Source organism: Mucilaginibacter sp. 21P (assembly GCF_019331605.1).
In the GTDB taxonomy this organism is placed as follows: Bacteria; Bacteroidota; Bacteroidia; order Sphingobacteriales; family Sphingobacteriaceae; genus Mucilaginibacter; species Mucilaginibacter achroorhodeus.
The window spans coordinates 3925529-3944644 of record NZ_CP063061.1 but is presented as its reverse complement, the minus strand read 5'-3'; the positions used below and the strand labels follow the sequence as shown (position 1 = coordinate 3944644).

Genomic DNA, 19116 nt, shown 5'->3' with positions numbered 1-19116 from the left:
TATGAAAATACTGCATGTTATCGGGGCATTTGATAAAAAGCTCGGAGGCACTTATTCCGCTATACTTTCTATCATAAGGATTGAAAAAGCCTTGGGCTTTGATAATGAGGTGCTTTCGCTTGTTTCAAACGGCCAGGAGTATGATAGTGAACTTGATGAACTGGTGCACTTGTTTCCGCCATCTTTTCCTTATATGTTCAGTAACTCGTTGCGGGCAGATAACTGGATGACAAAAAATATTAACCGCTTTAGCCTGGTTATAATACATGAAGTGTGGGGAGCTACAGCCATAAAAGCAGCTCATAAAGCACATAGAAATAATATACCCTATGTGATTTGGCCGCACGGTTCGCTTGATCCGTTTGATTTGCAAAAGAAACGGTTACTGAAAAAGCACCTCGCCAGCAAGTTTGTAAAGTCAGTAATACGCAACGCAGCTGCTATTTGCTGTACTTCAAAACTCGAAGGCAATTTATTGCAAACTTACAACGAGCCCAATGATAACATTTACACACTGCCATTACCCATCAATTACGAAGGCAAAGGGAACAGGCAGGCATTCAGAGAACGCCATAAGATAGGTAAGAAAGACTTTGTGTTGCTGTTCTTGTCAAGGGTTGACTATAAGAAGGGACTTGACCTGTTGCTAAAAGCCGTGCAGATGTTTATAGACCGATCATGGACTTATAATACGCGGATATTAATAGCCGGAAAGGGCAGCGAAAGCTATGAAACCTATATCAAATTTCTGGTCAAAGATTTCCAGATCGAGAAATACGTGATTTTCGGTGGCTTTTTAAGCGGGCAGGATAAAGCCGACGCCTACGCAGGCGCAGATTGCTTTGTGCTGCCATCAATGAATGAGAATTACGGCATTGCGGTTATCGAATCGTTGCAATCCGGTTTGCCGGTGCTGATATCAGATAATGTATACATATGGGAAGATATTGTACCTGATGGCGGATGGGTATGCAAGAATCAAATAGAATCAATCTATGCACAAATAATTGAGATACATAAAGCTTTTTTAAGCAGAGAAATTGAAGATAAAGACCCGGTTGCGGTAGGTAATAAATTTAACCAGGAAAACCTAATGCCCCAATATGCCGCATTTTATGACCGCATGCTGCACAAACGACCTCAACCTGTAATTAATCAAGAATTATTTATATAAACCATGCAGTACCAAGATTTAAGTTCATTTACTGTGCCGTCAAATTTTCGCGGTAGGTCAAAAGTAGTAGTACAGCTTTGGTGGTTAGTGCAGAGCACGTTTTTTGCATTATCACCGCAGGTTTTTTTTGGCTGGCGCCGGTTTTTGCTGCGACTGTTTGGGGCCAAAATTGGCAATAATACATCTATCAGGCCATCGGTTAAAATTACTTATCCGTGGAAGTTAACCGTTGGTGCTAATACCTGGATAGGCGATGCTACAACGCTTTATACCTTAGGAGAGATCATCATAGGGAACAATGTTGCCATAGCGCACCGTGTTTACTTAAACACCGGCGGCCACATTTATACAAAGCCAACTTTTGATATTTTCTGCGAACCTATCATTATCGAAGACGAATGCTGGATCACTAATGATGTTTTTGTTGCATCGGGGATATCCATAGGTAAGGGAACCATTGTTGGCGCGCGTAGTACAGTACTGCATAGTCTTCCATCAAATAAAATATGTGTAGGATGCCCGGCCCGCCCGGTAAAAGACCGCATACCTGTCCCATCAAATGAATTTAATAACGCTAAAGATCTGTTGAATGTTTAAGGTATTAGTAACCGGTGGTTCGGGGTTTATTGGCACCAACCTTATCACCAATTTGCTCAAAGATAATTTTCAAGTGCTTAGTGTTGATATTGCCCTACCGGCAAATCATGATCACTTATCTAAATGGGAAATGCTGGATATTTTAAATTATCGGGAGTTGGAAAAAACAGCTCTTGCATTTGATCCTCATTTTATTGTACACCTCGCGGCGGTAACTGATCTTAATGGTAAAACATCAAATTATTACCACACTAATGTTGAAGGTACTCAAAATGTGATCAAGGTAGCCGAAAAATTACCGCGCTTAAAAAAGATAGTATTTGCCTCTTCAATGTACGTTTGTAAACCCGGTGATGTACCGGCAGATTATAAAACCTTCAATCCTCACACATTATATGGCGAAAGTAAGGTAGAAGGGGAACGCCTGGTGAATGAAATTAAAGATGCTAATTACAAATGGGTAATCATTAGGCCCACATCCATATGGGGCCCATGGTTTAAGATACCCTACGTTGATTTTTTGATGTGGTTTACAAAGGTAAATTTGTAAATTTTAATAAAATATGCACAAAACTTACGGCTACGTAGGTAATACGGTTTTCCAAATACGGTTACTAATGGCCGCCGATGATGTCTATAGTAAAACATTTTACCTGGGAGACATGCAACCAACACCAATATCAGAGTGGGCAAACGAGATCTCTGAGAAACTTGGTAAAGGCCGGGTAAAATCAGTCCCTTTTATTATCGTAAAAGCAGCAGCATTGTTTGGTGATGCTTTATCAAAACTTAAAATCAGTTTTCCTCTTACAAGTTTCAGGCTTCAAAATATGATGACAGATAACATCTTTTCTTTGAAAGACCTTTACGCAATAACCGGCGATGGGCCTTACACCCGTGCCGAAGGTACCACAGAAACTATTAAATGGCTGGTAAAATACAGAAGTTACCGCTTGCCTGCTAAAGCAGATATATCTGCATAAAATTAATCTGCTACCAATAATTCTTAAAGCTAAATTTATGCAAAACAAGTACCTGTATTTTCTTCGTTTGGCTTTGTTTGTGTCTGATTGTATCGCACTTAATCTGGCTTTTTTTACTGCTTCAAATATCGCGGATATTCAACGTGCCAACAGTTTTAATGACTGGAAGTATTCATATTTTGTTATCATACTTATTTGGGTTATGACCTCAACAGTGTTTAAACTGTATCAATTAAACCCGATTAATAATTTCAAGGGAGTTGTATGGGCAACCGTGCAAAGCACGCTTATGCAGATATTTATATTTCTTGCATATGCCAATTTTGTAGGTACCGAACATATTTGGTATTTCCTGTTGATCTTTATCACAGTTTTATTTTCGGCGTTTATTGTAAGCCGCTACCTCTTCATGATAACCGAGCCTTTTGTAAATAAGTTTTTTGGGCCCAAAAAAACGATTTCATTGTTTGAGCTCTATTCATCAAACAGGCAATTGGCACCTTACTTAAATAGTTATGCCATGCATCACCAGTTTGAGGCGGTAACCATTGACGGACATAAAGATTGGGAAAACGAAAATGAAGCATCTGCTTACCGTCACTTTTTTAAAGAATCAGCAGAAAAGGGGTTAAGTGAGGTGTACGTATCATTACCAACCGTTAATGCCGAAATTACTGCTCAGTTACAAAAAGAAGCAGATCGGTATGGTATAAGGCTAAAGCTGATCTATAATTATAACAGGTTCATTCAGTCACCATTTTTGACAAATATAGGTAACATACCAGTTCTAAGTCTTCGGAAAGAACCTTTAGAGGATATCAACAACATAGTAGTAAAACGCCTGTTCGATATTGTCTTTAGCTTGTTGGTTATAGTACTTATTCTCAGTTGGCTGTTTCCCATCATTGCTTTGCTAATAATCTGTGAAAGCAAAGGTGATGTGTTCTTCAAGCAGATGCGTAATGGTTTGAACGGAAAGCAATTTCAATGTTACAAATTCAGGAGTATGCGGATAAACAGCTTTGGCGATATTCTGCAAGCCCGAGAAAACGATAGCCGTATCACTACCATAGGTAAATTTTTACGCAAAACCAGTATTGACGAGTTACCGCAGTTTTGGAATGTTTTGATTGGTAACATGAGCATTGTTGGCCCAAGGCCCCATATGCTTAAACACACAGAAGAGTACCGCGCGCTTATTAATAATTACATGGTTAGGCATTACTTAAAACCAGGTATAACAGGCTGGGCACAGGTAAACGGGTTTAGGGGCGAAACCCAAACGCTGGATCTGATGGAACAACGAGTAGAACACGACATCTGGTATATCGAAAACTGGTCTACCAAACTTGATGTGCAGATCATATACAAAACCTGTTTCAATATTTTTAAAGGCGAAAGTAAAGCTTACTAATTTTCGTAACCAACAACCAATATATAACCCCAAAGTTCATAGCATAGCGATTGCACTTGCGTCCGTCCCGTAATGTGCGATCCTGCTGTGGGCAAACCCAGTAGTTCTATCCAGATGAATATCGTAAACTCTGTTAAATACGACTATATAATTATTGGCGCTGGTTTGGTGGGCTTATCGGTTGCATATCAACTTAAATTAAAAAAACGTAGTGCTAAAGTACTTGTCATCGAAAAAGAATCTACAGTAGCACAGCATCAATCAGGTCATAACAGTGGTGTTGTCCATAGCGGCATCTATTATAAGCCCGGGAGTTTAAAAGCGCAAAACTGCATTGCGGGTTACAAAAGTCTTTTAGAATTTGCCAAAGAATACGGTGTCCCATTTGACATATGCGGGAAAATCATCGTAGCCACCAAAGAGCAGGAAATTGATCGGTTACATTCCATTTACGAGCGCGGTATAGCGAATGGTTTAACAGGAGTTAAGTATATCTCAAAAGAAGAAATAAAAGAAATTGAACCGCATTGCGCAGGCATAAAAGCATTACACGTACCGCAAACAGGTATTATTGATTACCCTGCTATGGCTTTGACCCTGCTTGATCTTTATCATAAACTGGATGGAGAATCTCGCTTTGGTGAAAGTGTTATAAAGGTTGAATCGAAAAGTGATACCAATGAAGTGGTCACAACGGCCGGTAGTTATACAACTAAAAAGTTGGTAAGCTGCGCGGGGTTGTTTTCTGACCGGATCGCTAATTATACAGAGACGGAAAATGATCTGAGGATCATTCCTTTTAGGGGCGAGTATTACGAACTGAAAAAAGAAAAGCAATATTTAGTTAAAAATCTTATTTACCCGGTGCCTGATCCCAATCTTCCTTTTTTGGGCGTACACTTTACTCGTATGATAGGTGGCGGGGTTGAAGCAGGGCCAAATGCAGTTTTAGCTTTTAAACGCGAGGGCTACAAGTTCAGCGATTTTAACGCACGCGATTCTTGGGAAACCCTAAGCTGGCCGGGCTTTTGGAAAGTGATGGGCAAATATGGTAAAACAAGTATTGGCGAGATACATCGTTCGTTGTCAAAATCAGCTTTCACAAAAGCACTGCAAGTTTTAGTGCCCGAAATTACTGAAGCCGATATGGTAAAAGGCGGGGCCGGAGTGCGCGCGCAAGCCTGCCACAGGGATGGTAGCCTGGTTGATGATTTTAAGATTTTAAATAAACGCTCTATAATTCACGTTCTTAATTCACCGTCGCCGGCGGCTACGTCATCTTTAGCAATTGGCAGATATATACTGAATGAAATAGATTGAAAACTGTCGCATCCTTTAAATGACAGTTTCATAATGCCCCCTCATTAAATTTTGCTAATCCAATTAAGTATGACCCATGTTACGGAAAAAGACGTCCTCGGTTTTTTAGAAAACAAGATAACGTATCACGTCCGCGAGATACATCGCATAAAAGAAATAATATCTGCCATTAATGATAACTATCTCGAGAGTATGGAGGCAACCAGCAGCATGCTTGAGGGGCTTTCGTCAGAACTGCTTGCAATCGGGCATCAAAGGCAGGTAGCCAAGACTCCGGGAAGATATAAACCACTTGTTATACCGGAAAGTTACAGGCCGCAATTGTCATTGAGTTTAAAAATAGCTTTTGTACTTAGTAAGATAAATGCAGGCGTTAAAGATGAAATAGCCAGCCATTTAATGTTGCTACAGCCCGAGTTGCAATTAGAACCGCTGATCAAGCATCTTTCTACTGTATTGTCTGATCTGAAATCTAAAAACTTGTTGGCCACGATCAAGGACGGAAGACGATATCGCTACAGCCTGGTGCAAAACAGTCATTAATTTTCATATCAATATCCGTTAATCATGATCAAGCAGTTGGTAACCGTAGTAATACCAATTTATATGGAGAAGCCCACAGCGCTTGAACAAGTTTCATTGGCACAAACGCTAAAAATTCTTGGTAAATATCCTATAACATTCATGACACCGGTTGATCTTAATGTTAATTGGTATGAAAATTTTTGCGCGGGTAAAGGCGAGATAGTATTTGAAAGGTTTGCCTGGAAAGGGTACGAGCAATTTAGTGTTCTACAAAGCAGCCCTGTCTTTTACAAGCGTTTTTTACCCTTTCAGTTCATACTTATATGCCATTTAGATGCCTTCGTATTTACCGATCAATTGGAGAAATGGTGCGCCAAGGGGTACGATTATATAGGCTCTGTGATTTACAACCCTGTATTCAATTTTAAAAACACAACCATCAGAAAACTAACGGGCTTTACCCGGCCCGAGTATTTTGGCAATGGAGGTTTCGGTTTAAAAAAAGTGAATACCTATTACAACATCACTTTGAAGTTTAAAATATATATTGATCTATATCATTTTATACGGAAGCTTCGCAAGAATCCATTTTACGACGATCTGTTTTTTACACAGCATTTTCCTAAACTTTCACCGTCATTTACCATAGCACCATTAGAAATGGCGCGTTGGTTTGGTGCCGCATATGAGGATTTTATCGAAAGCGAACTTCCTTTCAGCAATAAAAAAAGTGCAACACTACCATTTGGTATTCATGGCTGGATACAACACAATCGTGAGTTTTGGCTGCCATGTATAAGAGAATACGGTTACACAGTTTAATATTATTGATTATGCGATTGTTAGACACCATAAAACTTGATATTAAAATAAATAGTTGCAGCAGAAAAGCCACGATAGCGGTTGTAATGTTTAGAGTAGCTCATTCTGTAAAAACGCGTAAATATTTATTGGCGAGGTTATTAGGCTTTCCGGTGCTCGCAATATATCAGTTATTAATAGTTTGGTTTTGGGATATTGATATTCCCAGCGAAACCGAAATTGGTGTCGGCTTTAATTTAGCACATGGCAGCAAAGTTGTGATAGATAGTGCAACTAAGTTAGGAAACCATGTATCGGTCCGCCAGGGTACAACTATAGGTAACAAGGGCGCCCATATAAATTCGCCCGTAATTGGTAACCACGTTAATATTGGCGCAAACTGTGTAATAACAGGCGGCATATCAATCGGCAACAACGTAACCATTGGCGCAGGCACTGTAGTAACTAAGTCAATTCCATCTAATTCCATTGCATATGGTAATCCTTTAAAAATTGTAGGTAAAACCATAATTGGCAAGGTAAATCCTACAAATTTTAAGCGGATCCAACTTGTTGAAAAACAAGGTGAAATGTTGAACAACGGTTTGTACACAAGTGCATAATTGACATTATATGATAACACGCCTAAGCAGTATAAGCCAGGAGAAACTCCTGTCGGTTTTTGTTGATTATCTCGATATAGTTTACCTGGCCAAAACTCACTTTGTTGAGCGTTTTTCAGAAGTATCTGATAGTGCAAACTTTAACGATTTAAAGGCTGCTATCGATGAGAATGTGTACGATATCAGAAACCAGATAATGCGAATTGAGGCTATCTACATTATTATAGAACGTGACCCCGACATGGGTGCATGTGATGCATTTGTTAATATGGCCGAGGAAGCATTTTACAAGATTCAAAAAAACAGTATTGATACACAGATAAGGGACCTGAATATTCTTTTTTACATGCAAAGTATCGAAAATATGGAAATAGCAGCGTTTCAGGTTTTGCAATTAATAGCAACCAGGCTTAAGTTAAAAGCGGTAAGGGCTATGCTTCGCGAGAGTTTTGATGAAGCGAAAGAAGATCGTGTGCTGCTCTTATCCATTATGGGAAAAATGATAAACGTTTGATCTGCGAACGTATTTTGACAATGAGTATCAAGTTCTTTATAAAAATAATGATCAGTTTATTTCAGGAATTAAACGGTTGCATGGTACTTGCTGCCGTTTATAAAAAACTGCTTTTATGTTAGGGTTTTCAGCAAAAGCGTTAACAACGTTATTTGTGCTGACGGGATTTGTGCAGCAGGTGAAGGCAGTTAACGTAAACAATCCCAAAACCGCTGCCCAATATGTTTCACCTGAAGATTACGGCGCTGCCGGAGATGGAATAAAAGATGACACACGTGCTATTCAAAGCATGTTTAGCAGCGCGATATTAAAAAAGCTAAAAGTTGTAATCCCTGCAAAAACTTACAAAATTACCAGAACTATAAGCATTGTGCCTCCAGCCGGCTCTAATGAGTTTAGGCTGGATGTAGAGGCTAATGGGGACAATATATTTTTGTACGGAGGCTCAACAGGCGCATGCCTGCGTATCGTAGGGCTTCGTTTTTCTACATGGAAAGGTGTGAAAATAAAGTTGTTAAACGCTCCAAATATTGTCGGTATTGATCTGGATACTGATGGAACTGCTCATTCCACCTCGAATATTAATTTTACAACATGTCATGTAAGCTTGGGTAAGGGTATAGGGCAGCGGGGCTGGCGCATGGGTGCAGTATCTGGTGGTGGTGCTGATATCAGTATCATAAATTGGAATAACTGTTCTGTATATGGCAACTATGGCAAAGTAATAAATGGGCAAATTGGCTGGCATAACGAAGGCCCAAATTCTCTAAATAATGTTTTAAACACTTGTTTTGGCGCGTATCTCGACAAGTTTTTTAGCAATACGTCAACAGACACTAAGAACACGGGTAACGGTGCATTTTACTTTTATGGTACCGGAACATCACACAATAACCTCGAGTTTGAAATATCAAACGCGCAAACATATTTAATAAACGGAGGCCGTTTTGAACTTGGCAAACATATGCTGGTGGTGCATAATGGCAATGTTGCACCGGCTATTATCTTCAGAAGTATTGAAATAAGCAATTACAACCCAGCGGAAACATCTGACCTGATGAACGGCTGTTTGTTTTTTCTGGATATGCCTTGTTCTCTGAAAATTGATGGCTGCAATATTGGTAATCAAACCCCCTATACCGAAAAAATGATAAGGGCTTTTGGTGGGGGGGAAGGAAAAGCCATTGGTACAATTATTATTGATGGCGGCAGCATTGCAGCGCTTAAAAATAAATTTTACCAGGTGAATTTGAATAAAACCAAATGGAGTGTTTACCTGCGCGGTGTGGGTCGCCTTGTAAAGGGTGTCCGCTCAGATATGATGGATGATAAGGCAGGTATGGTTCAAAAGTAGACTGGCAACGCTTTATTCTACTATGGTCTGCATTTTCCTATCCTTATCCTCCTGGGCAGTTTTAAGCTGTAATGCTAATAATGCCTGAAACTCTTCTAACAGATCAATGTACTTGTTTTTCCAAATGATATCATCATCACGGTTTGCCAACCCGTTATAAAATAATGGCGGCGGTTTATCATCGTGTGATCGCTTTTTAAAATCATCAGAAGAAAAAAGCTCTGGCATCTCTATCGAAAAATCGTAATCTAAAGCTATCCCAATCTTGTAGATGATTCCCGGGCTTAAACGTTTTTGATTAAACCAGTTATAGACTGATCGGCGGTTTACTTTAGTAAGGGCAGCAAGTTCAGTTATACTATAACTATTGCGCCTTACAATTTTTTCTACAATTTGACCGTAGTGTACGTCTATTTCCATATTTATAAGATGAAGGCTCGGCTTTTGTCTTTAAGGCCAGCTAAGCAGTGATTCGGGTTAGGGTATTTATAATAAAGATAATCGATTTTACGATAAATTGTTTACCGCGGTTTTTATTTAAATCGATAGTAATGAAAGACTTATAACTACTGATTGGGATTTTTTGTAATTAAGAGTTAATTTGTTTTTACTCCGAATTTATATAACTACCTATGTATAAATTTATCCTATTATTTAAAATTAACCTATTATTAAATTTTGCGAATTTTTTTTTAACTTATAAAAACATTAAATAATCGTCAGATGGCCTATTAAGGTTGCGATAGATGACCTTTGTATGACTTTTATTTTTTCAATATCCTTTATTCAACTATCCATACGGCCAAAAACTTCGACACCAGTTTCTAAAATGCAAGCCGTATTATCTTGTGCAGTGTGAATGTAACCGCGGCGACAACATGATAGTTTGGCTTAAGAAAGGCAAGGGTGACCTTTAATTATTTCTATTTAACAAAATACTGTAAGAGTCTGGTTTTATAATAATTCACCAAAACGAGTACTAAAATGGAAAAGTCGTCAAAAATATATGTGGCCGGCCATACCGGTATGGTAGGCTCTGCAATTTTGCGGAAGCTGCATAAGGAAGGTTATACCAATATAGTCGTCCGCACATCGGCACAGCTCGATCTGAGAGATCAGCAAAAGGTTGCCCTTTTTTTTGAAGAGCAACAAATAGAATACGTTTTTGTGGCGGCGGCCAAAGTAGGGGGAATAATGGCCAACAATACTTATAAAGCCGATTTTTTGTATCATAATTTACAGATACAGAACAACCTTATACACTATGCCTGTAAAACAGGTGTTAGCAAGTTGTTGTTTCTGGGTTCAAGTTGTATTTATCCAAAAATGGCACCACAACCTTTACAGGAGGACAGCCTGCTTACGGGGGCATTGGAACCAACTAATGAGCCTTATGCGATTGCCAAACTTGCCGGGATAAGAATGTGCCAGGCCTACAGGCATCAATACCAATGTAACTTTATTTGCGCTTTACCTGCCAGTTTGTATGGCATCAATGACAACTACCATCCGCAAAATTCTCATGTGTTGCCAGCCCTTATCCGCCGTTTTCATGAAGCCAAAATGCAGCAGTTGCCATTTATTACCATGTGGGGTACTGGCTCTCCTAAACGCGAGTTTTTATACGTGGATGATATGGCCGATGCCTGCTATTTTCTGATGCAAAACTACAATGGGGCTGAGGCAGTAAACATAGGAACAGGTAAGGAGGAAAGCATTGCAGAACTTGCACATTTGGTTAAAAACGTTGTCGGCTATGAAGGCGGTATAGAGAACGACCTCTCTAAGCCTGATGGTACGCCACGTAAAGTACTTGATGTTTCAAAATTAACGCAAATGGGATGGACAGCGAAAACGGACCTTACCGAAGGGTTAGAAAAAGCATATTTGGATTTTTTTGGTGCGCTATGAAAACCTCCTGGCTGTATAAATTAAGCCTTATTTAAGATTTGATCAAGGTTTAATTTAAGATGAATTAATTGATAAAAACAAGTTCTAACAAAAAGTTGAAACTAATTCAAAATCCTGCCAGGCAATCTGTTCACAGTATTTCTCTTTTTACTCAATATAGTACCCACAATCTAAAACTACTGTTTAAACCATTTTTTGTGATTAAATTTAAGGTATTAAACGCCAGGGAAATTAAAATTAATCTCCTGATAGGGGCGAATTTAATAAACATAATAACGGCGTTGTAAGACAAATGGCGAAGCTTTGGCCAATCGCCTGCAATCCGCATTCCTCGGCATAGTTTATTGCTGTTGCCTTAATCCAAATAAATTTAATCAATCACTTACTAATGAAAAAAAGTCTATTTTTTCAGGCCATAGCAGTTATGGTTTGGTTATCGTCCTGCAGTTCTTACAAAAACGTACCTTACTTTCAGGATGTAAAAAGATCGCCTTCTCCGCAGGAAGAGATCACAAACTATTCGCCGCTTATTATTCAACCGCAGGATATTCTCAGCGTAAATGTAACCAGTGCTAACGCAAGCGCCTGGCAAGACTCAACCGGCAAAGCCGAATACCAGGTAAGTCAGCGTGGCACTATACAATTGCCTTTATTAGGCGAGGTTTTGGTGGCCGGCTCAACGGCAGATGATCTTCAAACAAAGCTTAAAACATCACTTAGCAAATATCTAAGAAACCCAACGGTGAACGTTAAGATCACCAATTTTAAAATATCGGTATTGGGCGATGTTTTACGGCCTGATGTGTTCAAAATAGCCAACTCCAAAGTAAGCGTATTAGATGCACTCAGCCTTGCCGGCGATCTGAATATCACCGCCCTGCGAACCAATGTATTACTAATAAGAGAGGTTGAGGGCAAGCGGTCTTACATCAATATCGACCTCACCAAAACAAGCACTTTACGGGCAGATAGTTATTACCTGCGCAATAACGATATTTTGTATGTACAACCCGATAAAACAAAATTTGCCGAAGTTGACAGGGGATATCGTACACTTAGCTTATTGTTATCGGGCCTGTCAATTGTGGCAATAGTACTGGCTAATGTTTTAAGAAATTAAAACCACGAAGATGAAAATGCAAGATCAACAATATTTGTATAAAGAATCTGCAAGCAACAACAACTCGCAGAATGTAAAAAGGATTTGGAGTACTTACTCTTACCATTGGCCCTTGTTTTTGATAAGCGTAGCGCTATGTTTAACAGGAGCTTACTTTTATATCCAGAATAATGTGCCGCAGTATCTGATAATGGCAAAAATAGCCATTAACGATGCCGGAAAAGACCAGACAGAGACTAAAACAGCGCTTGAAAAATTGGATATTTTGCAATCTCCCAAGTTGGCTGAAAGCGAAGTAGCTATTATAAAATCAAGACCTTTGATACGCAGAGTAGTTAATGAACTGCAATTGGAAATTAATTACCAGGTGCCCTATCATCTTACTTATCGCGATGTTTATAACACAGTCCCGGTAACTTTTAAAATTAACAGCCCGCTAAAGTTAGGCGACAAGACCAAAGTGCTGGACCTAACCATTATAAATAACAAATATTTTGAGCTAAAACAAGATGGTGGCAAAACGGTGAGGCTTCCGTTCAATGAACCGCTTGTGAATAAGTTTGGCCGTTGGCAGTTGAACAGTGGGGCTGATTTAAATGGTTACATAGGCAAAACCCTGCGTATAAATGTACAGGATACCGAAGCCGCAATAACCCGTTATCAAAAAGCTTTAAATGTAATATTAGACAGGAACGCCCCGCTGGTTGATATTCAGATGAATGACCAGGTAGCTGCGAGAGGCACACTAATACTGAACCATCTTATCGGTGCTTACAAATATTCCAATATTGATTTTAAAAATCAGGAAACCGCCCGTACGCTTAAGTTTATTGACGACAGGCTATCATTACTGACCAATGAATTATCAGGTGCCGAAAAAACAGTTGAAGATTATAAAAGCAGTATCGGATTAACAGATATATCATCACAATCGCAGCTGTATTTAAACAACATACAGTCTAATGATGTTAAGTTAAACGAGGTAAACATTCAGCTTAACGTGATACGCGAGACAGAAGCGTTTGTCAATTCAGCATCGCACACTTCGGCACCTGCTACAATCGGCATTGCTGATCCCGGGCTTGTTAGCTTGGTAGACCAATTAGCAGGTCTGGAATTGAAGATGACACGTATGCTGGCCACCACACCTGCTGAGAACCCGATTTTTGACCCGGTTGTAAGCCAGATAAAAAGCACAAGGGAAGCTATAAAAAATAAGATCTCCAGTATCAAATCTTCGCTTATTGCCACAAAGCGTCAATTAGAGTCCAATAACTCAAATTTCGAATCGTCAATAAAAAGTATACCCGGGCATGAGCGCCAGTATGTGAGCGTTAAACGCCAGCAGGGGATCAAAGAAAATCTGTATGTATACCTTTTACAGAAACGCGAAGAAATTGCCTTAAGCTACGCATCAACATTAAATGATGCACGCACAGTGGAAGATGCGTATTACGAGTTGCCGGTTTCTTCTGCAAAGTTCCCCGTAGCTATAGCGTTGCTATGTGGTTTAATTATGCCCGCTGCATTTATTTCTACACGCAAAGCGTTCAAAAACCGCATCCTTACAAAACATGAAATAGAGCTAAAAACATCTGCACCAATAATTTGCGAGCTTTTAAGATCAAGAGATAAAAGTAACCTGGTGGTTTTAAACAAGGGACATTATGCCATAGGCGAACAGCTGAGGCTGCTGCGTACAAACCTTTTGCAGGCAACCAACCCATCGGCAAAAGCAAGGGTTACACTTTTTACATCAAGTAAGGCCGGAGAGGGTAAAAGTTTTGTGGCCAGTAACACGGGCGCATCTCTTGCTGTATCCGGTAAGCGTACCATCCTGATAGAGTTAGATCTGCGCAGGCCCAAGATCTCAAAGTTATTCAATATCAGCAATACCCGGCCGGGCATGAGCGAATACCTGCAAGGAAAAGCTTCAATTGAAGAAATTATACAACCATCAGGTATCCACCCGGATCTGATGCTGATAAAATCAGGTGCTATACCAGATAACCCATCAGAACTGCTTGAAAGCGAACGAATGGAGTTAATAATCAATACATTGAAATTTGATTATGATAACATCCTGATAGATTCGCCGCCAATGCGCCTGGTGACTGATACCGCTATACTGGCCCCGCTGTGCGATGTATGCCTGTACATTGTAAGGCATAATTACACTAATAAAGCAGAGCTGGAATATATAGAAGAGGTGTACCAGTCAAACAAGCTCAGGAATATGCAGATCGTTTTCAACAGCGTAGAAATGGACGAGCGTTTTGGATACTCAATGGATTGGGATTACTATGCCGACAAAAAAAGCAAAGAAGAGCCACAATCGGTATTTACAGATTTTGCCGCCAGGTTTTAAGTATCACCCTATCTATTACTCATCAGTATTTATTAAATAACTATGTCTATAGCCAGGCGCTTAATTAACGGAAGTTTAGCCTCATGGTCGCAGATTTTGATAACCGTATTTACGCAAGTGCTTTTAGTACCGGTTTATCTCTCATCCTGGGATATAAAAACTTATGGTTTATGGTTAGCGATACAAGCCCTTTCAACCTTGCTCACCACCATTGACATAGGCCATCACAGTTTCCTCAGTTTTGAATTTCTGCGTATTGGCAAAGCAAACCCCAAAAAGATAGGCCTTTACTTATGGTCTGGAGTATGGGTAGGGTTAGGAGTAGGCGTTTTAGAAGTAATTCTGATCATACTCTTAATTAAGACCAGCCTGTTTGGCCTTATACTTAATGAGATAAAAGGCCTTAGTCCGTCGCTTATACACACGGCAGGCATAGTAATTATTATGCAAAGTATTGCCTGGTGTGTTTTTTACAGCGGCTTAGGAGTTATAACACGTGCTTTGCCGGTATTTGGCTATTACCCCCGTGTAGCCTGGTGGACAGCAGCTACAATGGCTGTTAATGCGATTGCGCCGGCTGTTGCTGTTTTATATGGTGCAAGCTTTTGGCAGGCAGCAGTAGCAATGACTGTTGCCGGCAGCGTTATTTATACCATTCAATACATAGATCTCTTTATTCTTATTCATCGGCAAAGAGTAGTGTTTAGTAAAGGATCAATACCATTAGGGTGGCGAAATTTTATTCATTCCATAAATGTATCAGCCAAAAATATGCTTGAGAATTTAAGAAATGTAGGAGTAAGGGTAATACTGGCCCCGTTAACCGGTGCTGCTAACCTTGTAGCATTTTCAACTATACGCACGGGAGCTAATTTTGCTATGCAGGGCTTGCACAGTATATCAAACCCTATGTTGCCGGAGCTGATGCATTTTTTAAACAAACGCGAGCAAGAACGCAGCGAAATTGCGCTGGGTACTATATGGGTGGTAATAATTGCGCTGATGGCGCCTGCAGTAGTTGCGTTGCAAACGTTTATCAAACCGCTCTTCAATATGTGGACGAGGGGCAAAGTTATTTTCGATCCCCTGTTGTTTGCAATTTTATCATTAAGCGTTCTGGTATATGCCATTGCACAGCCCGCCATCGCTATAGTTACGGGAAATAATCTTTTAAAAGTGCAGTTGAAAATATCTGCTGTTGCCGCTGTTATTGTAGTAGCAGGTATGGTATTGATGGTGCCCTATGCAGGTTTAACCGGTGCGGGCATCATATTGCTTGCTGCAGAGATTGCAACAACAGTTGGCTACATCAGCACAGCTAAAAGCTGGTTGAAATACAACGGCCTTATGTGGCCAAAGCGGGCATCTGTAATTGCTACCCGTGCTGTTTTGATAGCAGCAGTTGGAATGGCACTCATTATTCTATTTGAAAGCAGCCGTTTTATACTGTTGCCAATAATTCTTGCAATGATGCTTTTGAACGGGTACGATTACTGGAGAAGCATGCCTTCGTTCGCCCGTTACCGCGCAAAGGCTATGTTTAGTAATATACAGGCATTCAGGAAGTAACATATCTCTCAAACCAGACACTTCATTTATTTTATGAATTTAAATATCTCACAGGGCGGCAGTATCTCACTTCCTGGTGACCAGTATAGCTTTATCGAAAGTCTTCAAAAGTGGTCGTGGTGGGTATTGGTGCTCACTTCGGTTTTGCAAGTTTTTGTATTCACCACACTGCCAAATGCTGTTGCGGTTGTTTGTGTGCTGGCTACCTGGTACTATACCAAAACGGTGTTCCTTAAAATAGGGATGATAAAAGATTACCCGCTTTCAACTTTCCTTATCTTAGGCTTTACTTTAACACAGTTTTACTTCCCGCTGCTGTTTACCCTTGCTGAATGGAAGCCTGTTGTATTTAACCTTGTACTGCCGTACCAGGTATTTCTTCACTCTACGCTTACGTTCGCCGTTTTGGTAATTGCACACTATTTATACAGGCAATTGCCATATACGCTTCACAAACGCGAACGATCATTGCTGGCCAAAGCTGGCTTGTATACACCGCCCACCCATATACAGTTATGGATAATGGGTTTATTAGGCATAGGGGCTACTTTTTACGTGTATTTGTATTCGCCCAATATAGGGTGGGAAGTTACCGGCTCTGCAAGTGATAAGGCTATTCAATCTTTAATGCCGTTTTCATACGCACCATTCTTTATACCTTTTACCGGGCTGTACGGCAGTAAACAACCATTGCCCAAAATGCTTATCGCATACCTTGTAGGCTTTACCATCTTATTGTTCCTGGTAAGTATAGGGCGTAACAGCAGAGGCGGTTTTATGATAGGTTTCACGTCGGTAGGTTTCTCTTATTTTATGGGATTACTGCTGGGTGTTTACAAAGCAAAGTTTCTTACTGTTAAAAATGCGGTAATAGCATTGGGGGCTTATTTATTATTTACGGGCCCCATAGCAGACATAGGAACAGCCATGGTGCTGGTGCGCGGGCAGCGTATGGATATACCATATGACAGATTGATAAGCCTCACTTTTGAAGCTTATCAGGATAAAAGAACCATTGAACAGTACCGCCAATCTGATATAACCGGCAAGCCGGATTGGGATGAGAATTATTTGAATAATATTTTTTTGGCGCGTTTCTCAAATATTAAGTTTAATGATGCCAGCCTCATAGAGGCAAAGCGAATAGGCCGGCAGGATCCGTTGATGCGTAAGTTCAATATCGATTATGTGTTGTCTATTTTACCTCAGCCATTGCTTGATGTCCTTAAGATAAATGTGGATAAGAAAATGCTCCGCGGCGTTTCCATAGGCGATTATTTATACTACCGGGCTGGCGGGCCTAAAGCCTCTCTGGGCGGATATCGTACTGGCAGCATGGCAGGTATCGGTATGGCAACATTTGGGTGGTGGTACCTGGCTATTTTAGGTATAGGTATAATGCCGGTATTTTACTTGTTCGACTTGCTTTTTACTAAACAGATCATTCCCGGGAGCAGACTAGGCTCATCAACTACAAAACTGAGTTTTAGTTTATGCGGGATGTTGTTGCTCGACTCTATTTTTAGGTTTTTGCCAGCGGAGAGCGCAACAGCCACAGCTACATTTTTGATACGCGATTTTCTGCAATTGGTGGTGCTTTATCTTGTTGTTTACCACCTTACAAAGGTTTTTAATATCCTAAGTCCAAAGCCAAAAGCGTTAACCCGAAGGCAGTTGGACATGATTGACAACAACAGTAAGACTCACCCGCCCATTTCTTTAAATTTTTAGTATCGATCTATGGCCAATATACTTTATTTGGGTAATAGCCACCCGTCAACCACATCATGTCACCGGGCTAACGCGTTACGCCGGTTAGGGCATACCGTAAAAATTTATGATGTAGATGAAATGGCCGGTCGGCTTGCGTTTTCAAAATTTCTTGAACCAATACATTTTCGTACAGGTTACCGCTTTTTGCAAACAAAAGTTGTTAAATGGGCCCGTAGGGTTGTAGCAGAAAACCCTGAGACTGATCTCATCTGGGTAAACAGTGGCGATAAGTTTGGCCCTGAATGCATGGCTGAATTTAAGAAAAGAGGTGTGCCGATTATATTGTATAATAACGACGATCCTACAGGCGGCAGAGACGGCGGCCGCTTCAATTCACTGCTGGCATCCCTGCCTTTTTATGACCTATGTGTTGTGATGCGCGAGGTAAATGTTGAAGAGTTTAAAGAAAAAGGAGCAAAAAAAGTGCTACGCGTAATGATGTCTTATGACGAGATCATTCATAAGCCTTTTATTGATCCAGCAGATATTCCACAGTCGTTCAGATCGGAGGTTGTGTTTATAGGCACCTGGATGCGCCACGAAAAAAGGGACGAGTTTATTCTTAAACTGATCAATAGCGGCTTGCCATTGGCTATTTATGGCGAGCGATGGGAAAAGTCGCCGTATTTTAAGGAGCTAAAGCACTACTACCGGGGCAAAGGTTTAAGTGGAAGGGATTATGTTGCTGCCATACAAGGTGCAAAGATTTGCCTCGGTCTGTTATCAAAAGGTAACCGGGATTTGCATACACAGCGCTCGATGGAAGTGCCTTACGCGGGTGGTTTGCTATGCGCCGAGCGTACTTCAGAGCATACCGAACTCTACAAAGAATATGCTGAAGCAATTTTCTGGAGCGATGCCAACGAATGCATACTGGTTTGCAAGCAATTACTGGCAAACCACACAATGCGTAACACTATCACTGCAGCAGGAAAACAGCGGGCAAATCAAAACAAAAACGGAAATGAGGACGTGTGCTACCAGATTTTAAAAGGGGTGAACCTGATGGAGCGAACGGATGTGCAGCTTCAATATATAAAATAATTACAAAGCAAGATCAATACTATACC

General features: G+C 40.4%; 18 protein-coding genes. 17 read left to right on the top strand and 1 reads right to left on the bottom strand.

From position 1 onward, the window contains the following. Position 1 precedes the first annotated feature (1 nt). The 11 genes from INP83_RS17550 to INP83_RS17500 all read left to right on the top strand — a co-directional run bounded on the left by INP83_RS17550 (position 2) and on the right by INP83_RS17500 (position 9305). Positions 2 to 1174 carry a glycosyltransferase gene (locus tag INP83_RS17550; RefSeq protein WP_219125294.1) on the top strand — a complete coding sequence of 391 codons (1173 nt, stop codon included), beginning with the start codon at positions 2 to 4 and terminating at the stop codon, positions 1172 to 1174. A 3-nt stretch (positions 1175 to 1177) separates the two neighbouring features. Then, positions 1178 to 1771 (top strand): WcaF family extracellular polysaccharide biosynthesis acetyltransferase, encoded by a 594-nt coding sequence (locus INP83_RS17545; RefSeq protein ID WP_219125293.1) that lies wholly within the window; start codon positions 1178 to 1180, stop codon positions 1769 to 1771. Further along, entirely contained in the window at positions 1764 to 2321 is a 558-nt protein-coding gene (locus INP83_RS17540; RefSeq protein ID WP_219125292.1) for an NAD(P)-dependent oxidoreductase, read from the top strand. The genes INP83_RS17545 and INP83_RS17540 overlap by 8 nt, the downstream gene beginning before the upstream one ends. A 13-nt stretch (positions 2322 to 2334) precedes the next feature. Continuing rightward, complete coding sequence (locus INP83_RS17535; protein ID WP_219125291.1) at positions 2335 to 2754, top strand: hypothetical protein; 420 nt, start codon at positions 2335 to 2337, stop codon at positions 2752 to 2754. 37 nt (positions 2755 to 2791) lie between these two features. Beyond that, positions 2792 to 4168 carry an exopolysaccharide biosynthesis polyprenyl glycosylphosphotransferase gene (locus tag INP83_RS17530; protein WP_219125290.1) on the top strand — a complete coding sequence of 459 codons (1377 nt, stop codon included), beginning with the start codon at positions 2792 to 2794 and terminating at the stop codon, positions 4166 to 4168. Between the two features lie 72 nt (positions 4169 to 4240). Further along, on the top strand, positions 4241 to 5488 hold the full coding sequence (gene lhgO / locus INP83_RS17525) for an L-2-hydroxyglutarate oxidase (RefSeq protein WP_219125289.1): 1248 nt from the start codon (positions 4241 to 4243) through the stop codon (positions 5486 to 5488). A 69-nt stretch (positions 5489 to 5557) separates the two neighbouring features. Further along, the gene (locus INP83_RS17520; RefSeq protein ID WP_219125288.1) at positions 5558 to 6031 is read left to right on the top strand and encodes a hypothetical protein; all 474 of its coding nucleotides are present in this window, start codon (positions 5558 to 5560) and stop codon (positions 6029 to 6031) included. A 24-nt stretch (positions 6032 to 6055) separates the two neighbouring features. Beyond that, positions 6056 to 6835, top strand: a complete 780-nt coding sequence (locus tag INP83_RS17515; protein ID WP_219125287.1) for a DUF5672 family protein — start codon at positions 6056 to 6058, stop codon at positions 6833 to 6835. Positions 6836 to 6846: 11 nt separating this feature from the next. Then, positions 6847 to 7437 (top strand): serine O-acetyltransferase, encoded by a 591-nt coding sequence (locus tag INP83_RS17510; RefSeq protein ID WP_304610777.1) that lies wholly within the window; start codon positions 6847 to 6849, stop codon positions 7435 to 7437. 10 nt (positions 7438 to 7447) lie between these two features. Further along, positions 7448 to 7951 carry a DUF892 family protein gene (locus INP83_RS17505; RefSeq protein ID WP_146270205.1) on the top strand — a complete coding sequence of 168 codons (504 nt, stop codon included), beginning with the start codon at positions 7448 to 7450 and terminating at the stop codon, positions 7949 to 7951. A 115-nt stretch (positions 7952 to 8066) separates the two neighbouring features. Beyond that, positions 8067 to 9305, top strand: coding sequence for a glycoside hydrolase family 55 protein (locus tag INP83_RS17500; RefSeq protein ID WP_219125285.1), 1239 nt, complete (start codon positions 8067 to 8069; stop codon positions 9303 to 9305). Between the two features lie 12 nt (positions 9306 to 9317). Here INP83_RS17500 and INP83_RS17495 read toward each other — a convergent pair whose 3' ends face one another. Beyond that, the gene (locus INP83_RS17495) at positions 9318 to 9725 is read right to left on the bottom strand and encodes a helix-turn-helix domain-containing protein (protein WP_146270201.1); all 408 of its coding nucleotides are present in this window, start codon (positions 9723 to 9725) and stop codon (positions 9318 to 9320) included. A 564-nt stretch (positions 9726 to 10289) separates the two neighbouring features. Here INP83_RS17495 and INP83_RS17490 point away from each other — a divergent pair. From INP83_RS17490 to INP83_RS17465, 6 genes are all read left to right on the top strand, one after another. After that, positions 10290 to 11216 carry a GDP-L-fucose synthase gene (locus INP83_RS17490; protein WP_219125284.1) on the top strand — a complete coding sequence of 309 codons (927 nt, stop codon included), beginning with the start codon at positions 10290 to 10292 and terminating at the stop codon, positions 11214 to 11216. Between the two features lie 388 nt (positions 11217 to 11604). Further along, positions 11605 to 12336 (top strand): polysaccharide biosynthesis/export family protein, encoded by a 732-nt coding sequence (locus INP83_RS17485; protein ID WP_146270197.1) that lies wholly within the window; start codon positions 11605 to 11607, stop codon positions 12334 to 12336. A 10-nt stretch (positions 12337 to 12346) separates the two neighbouring features. Further along, positions 12347 to 14704, top strand: a complete 2358-nt coding sequence (locus tag INP83_RS17480; RefSeq protein WP_146270195.1) for a tyrosine-protein kinase — start codon at positions 12347 to 12349, stop codon at positions 14702 to 14704. A gap of 42 nt (positions 14705 to 14746) precedes the next feature. Beyond that, positions 14747 to 16273 carry a hypothetical protein gene (locus tag INP83_RS17475; RefSeq protein WP_219125283.1) on the top strand — a complete coding sequence of 509 codons (1527 nt, stop codon included), beginning with the start codon at positions 14747 to 14749 and terminating at the stop codon, positions 16271 to 16273. A gap of 33 nt (positions 16274 to 16306) precedes the next feature. Beyond that, on the top strand, positions 16307 to 18004 hold the full coding sequence (locus INP83_RS17470; RefSeq protein ID WP_219125282.1) for a hypothetical protein: 1698 nt from the start codon (positions 16307 to 16309) through the stop codon (positions 18002 to 18004). A 9-nt stretch (positions 18005 to 18013) separates the two neighbouring features. After that, positions 18014 to 19090 (top strand): glycosyltransferase, encoded by a 1077-nt coding sequence (locus INP83_RS17465; protein WP_219125281.1) that lies wholly within the window; start codon positions 18014 to 18016, stop codon positions 19088 to 19090. Positions 19091 to 19116 lie beyond the last annotated feature (26 nt).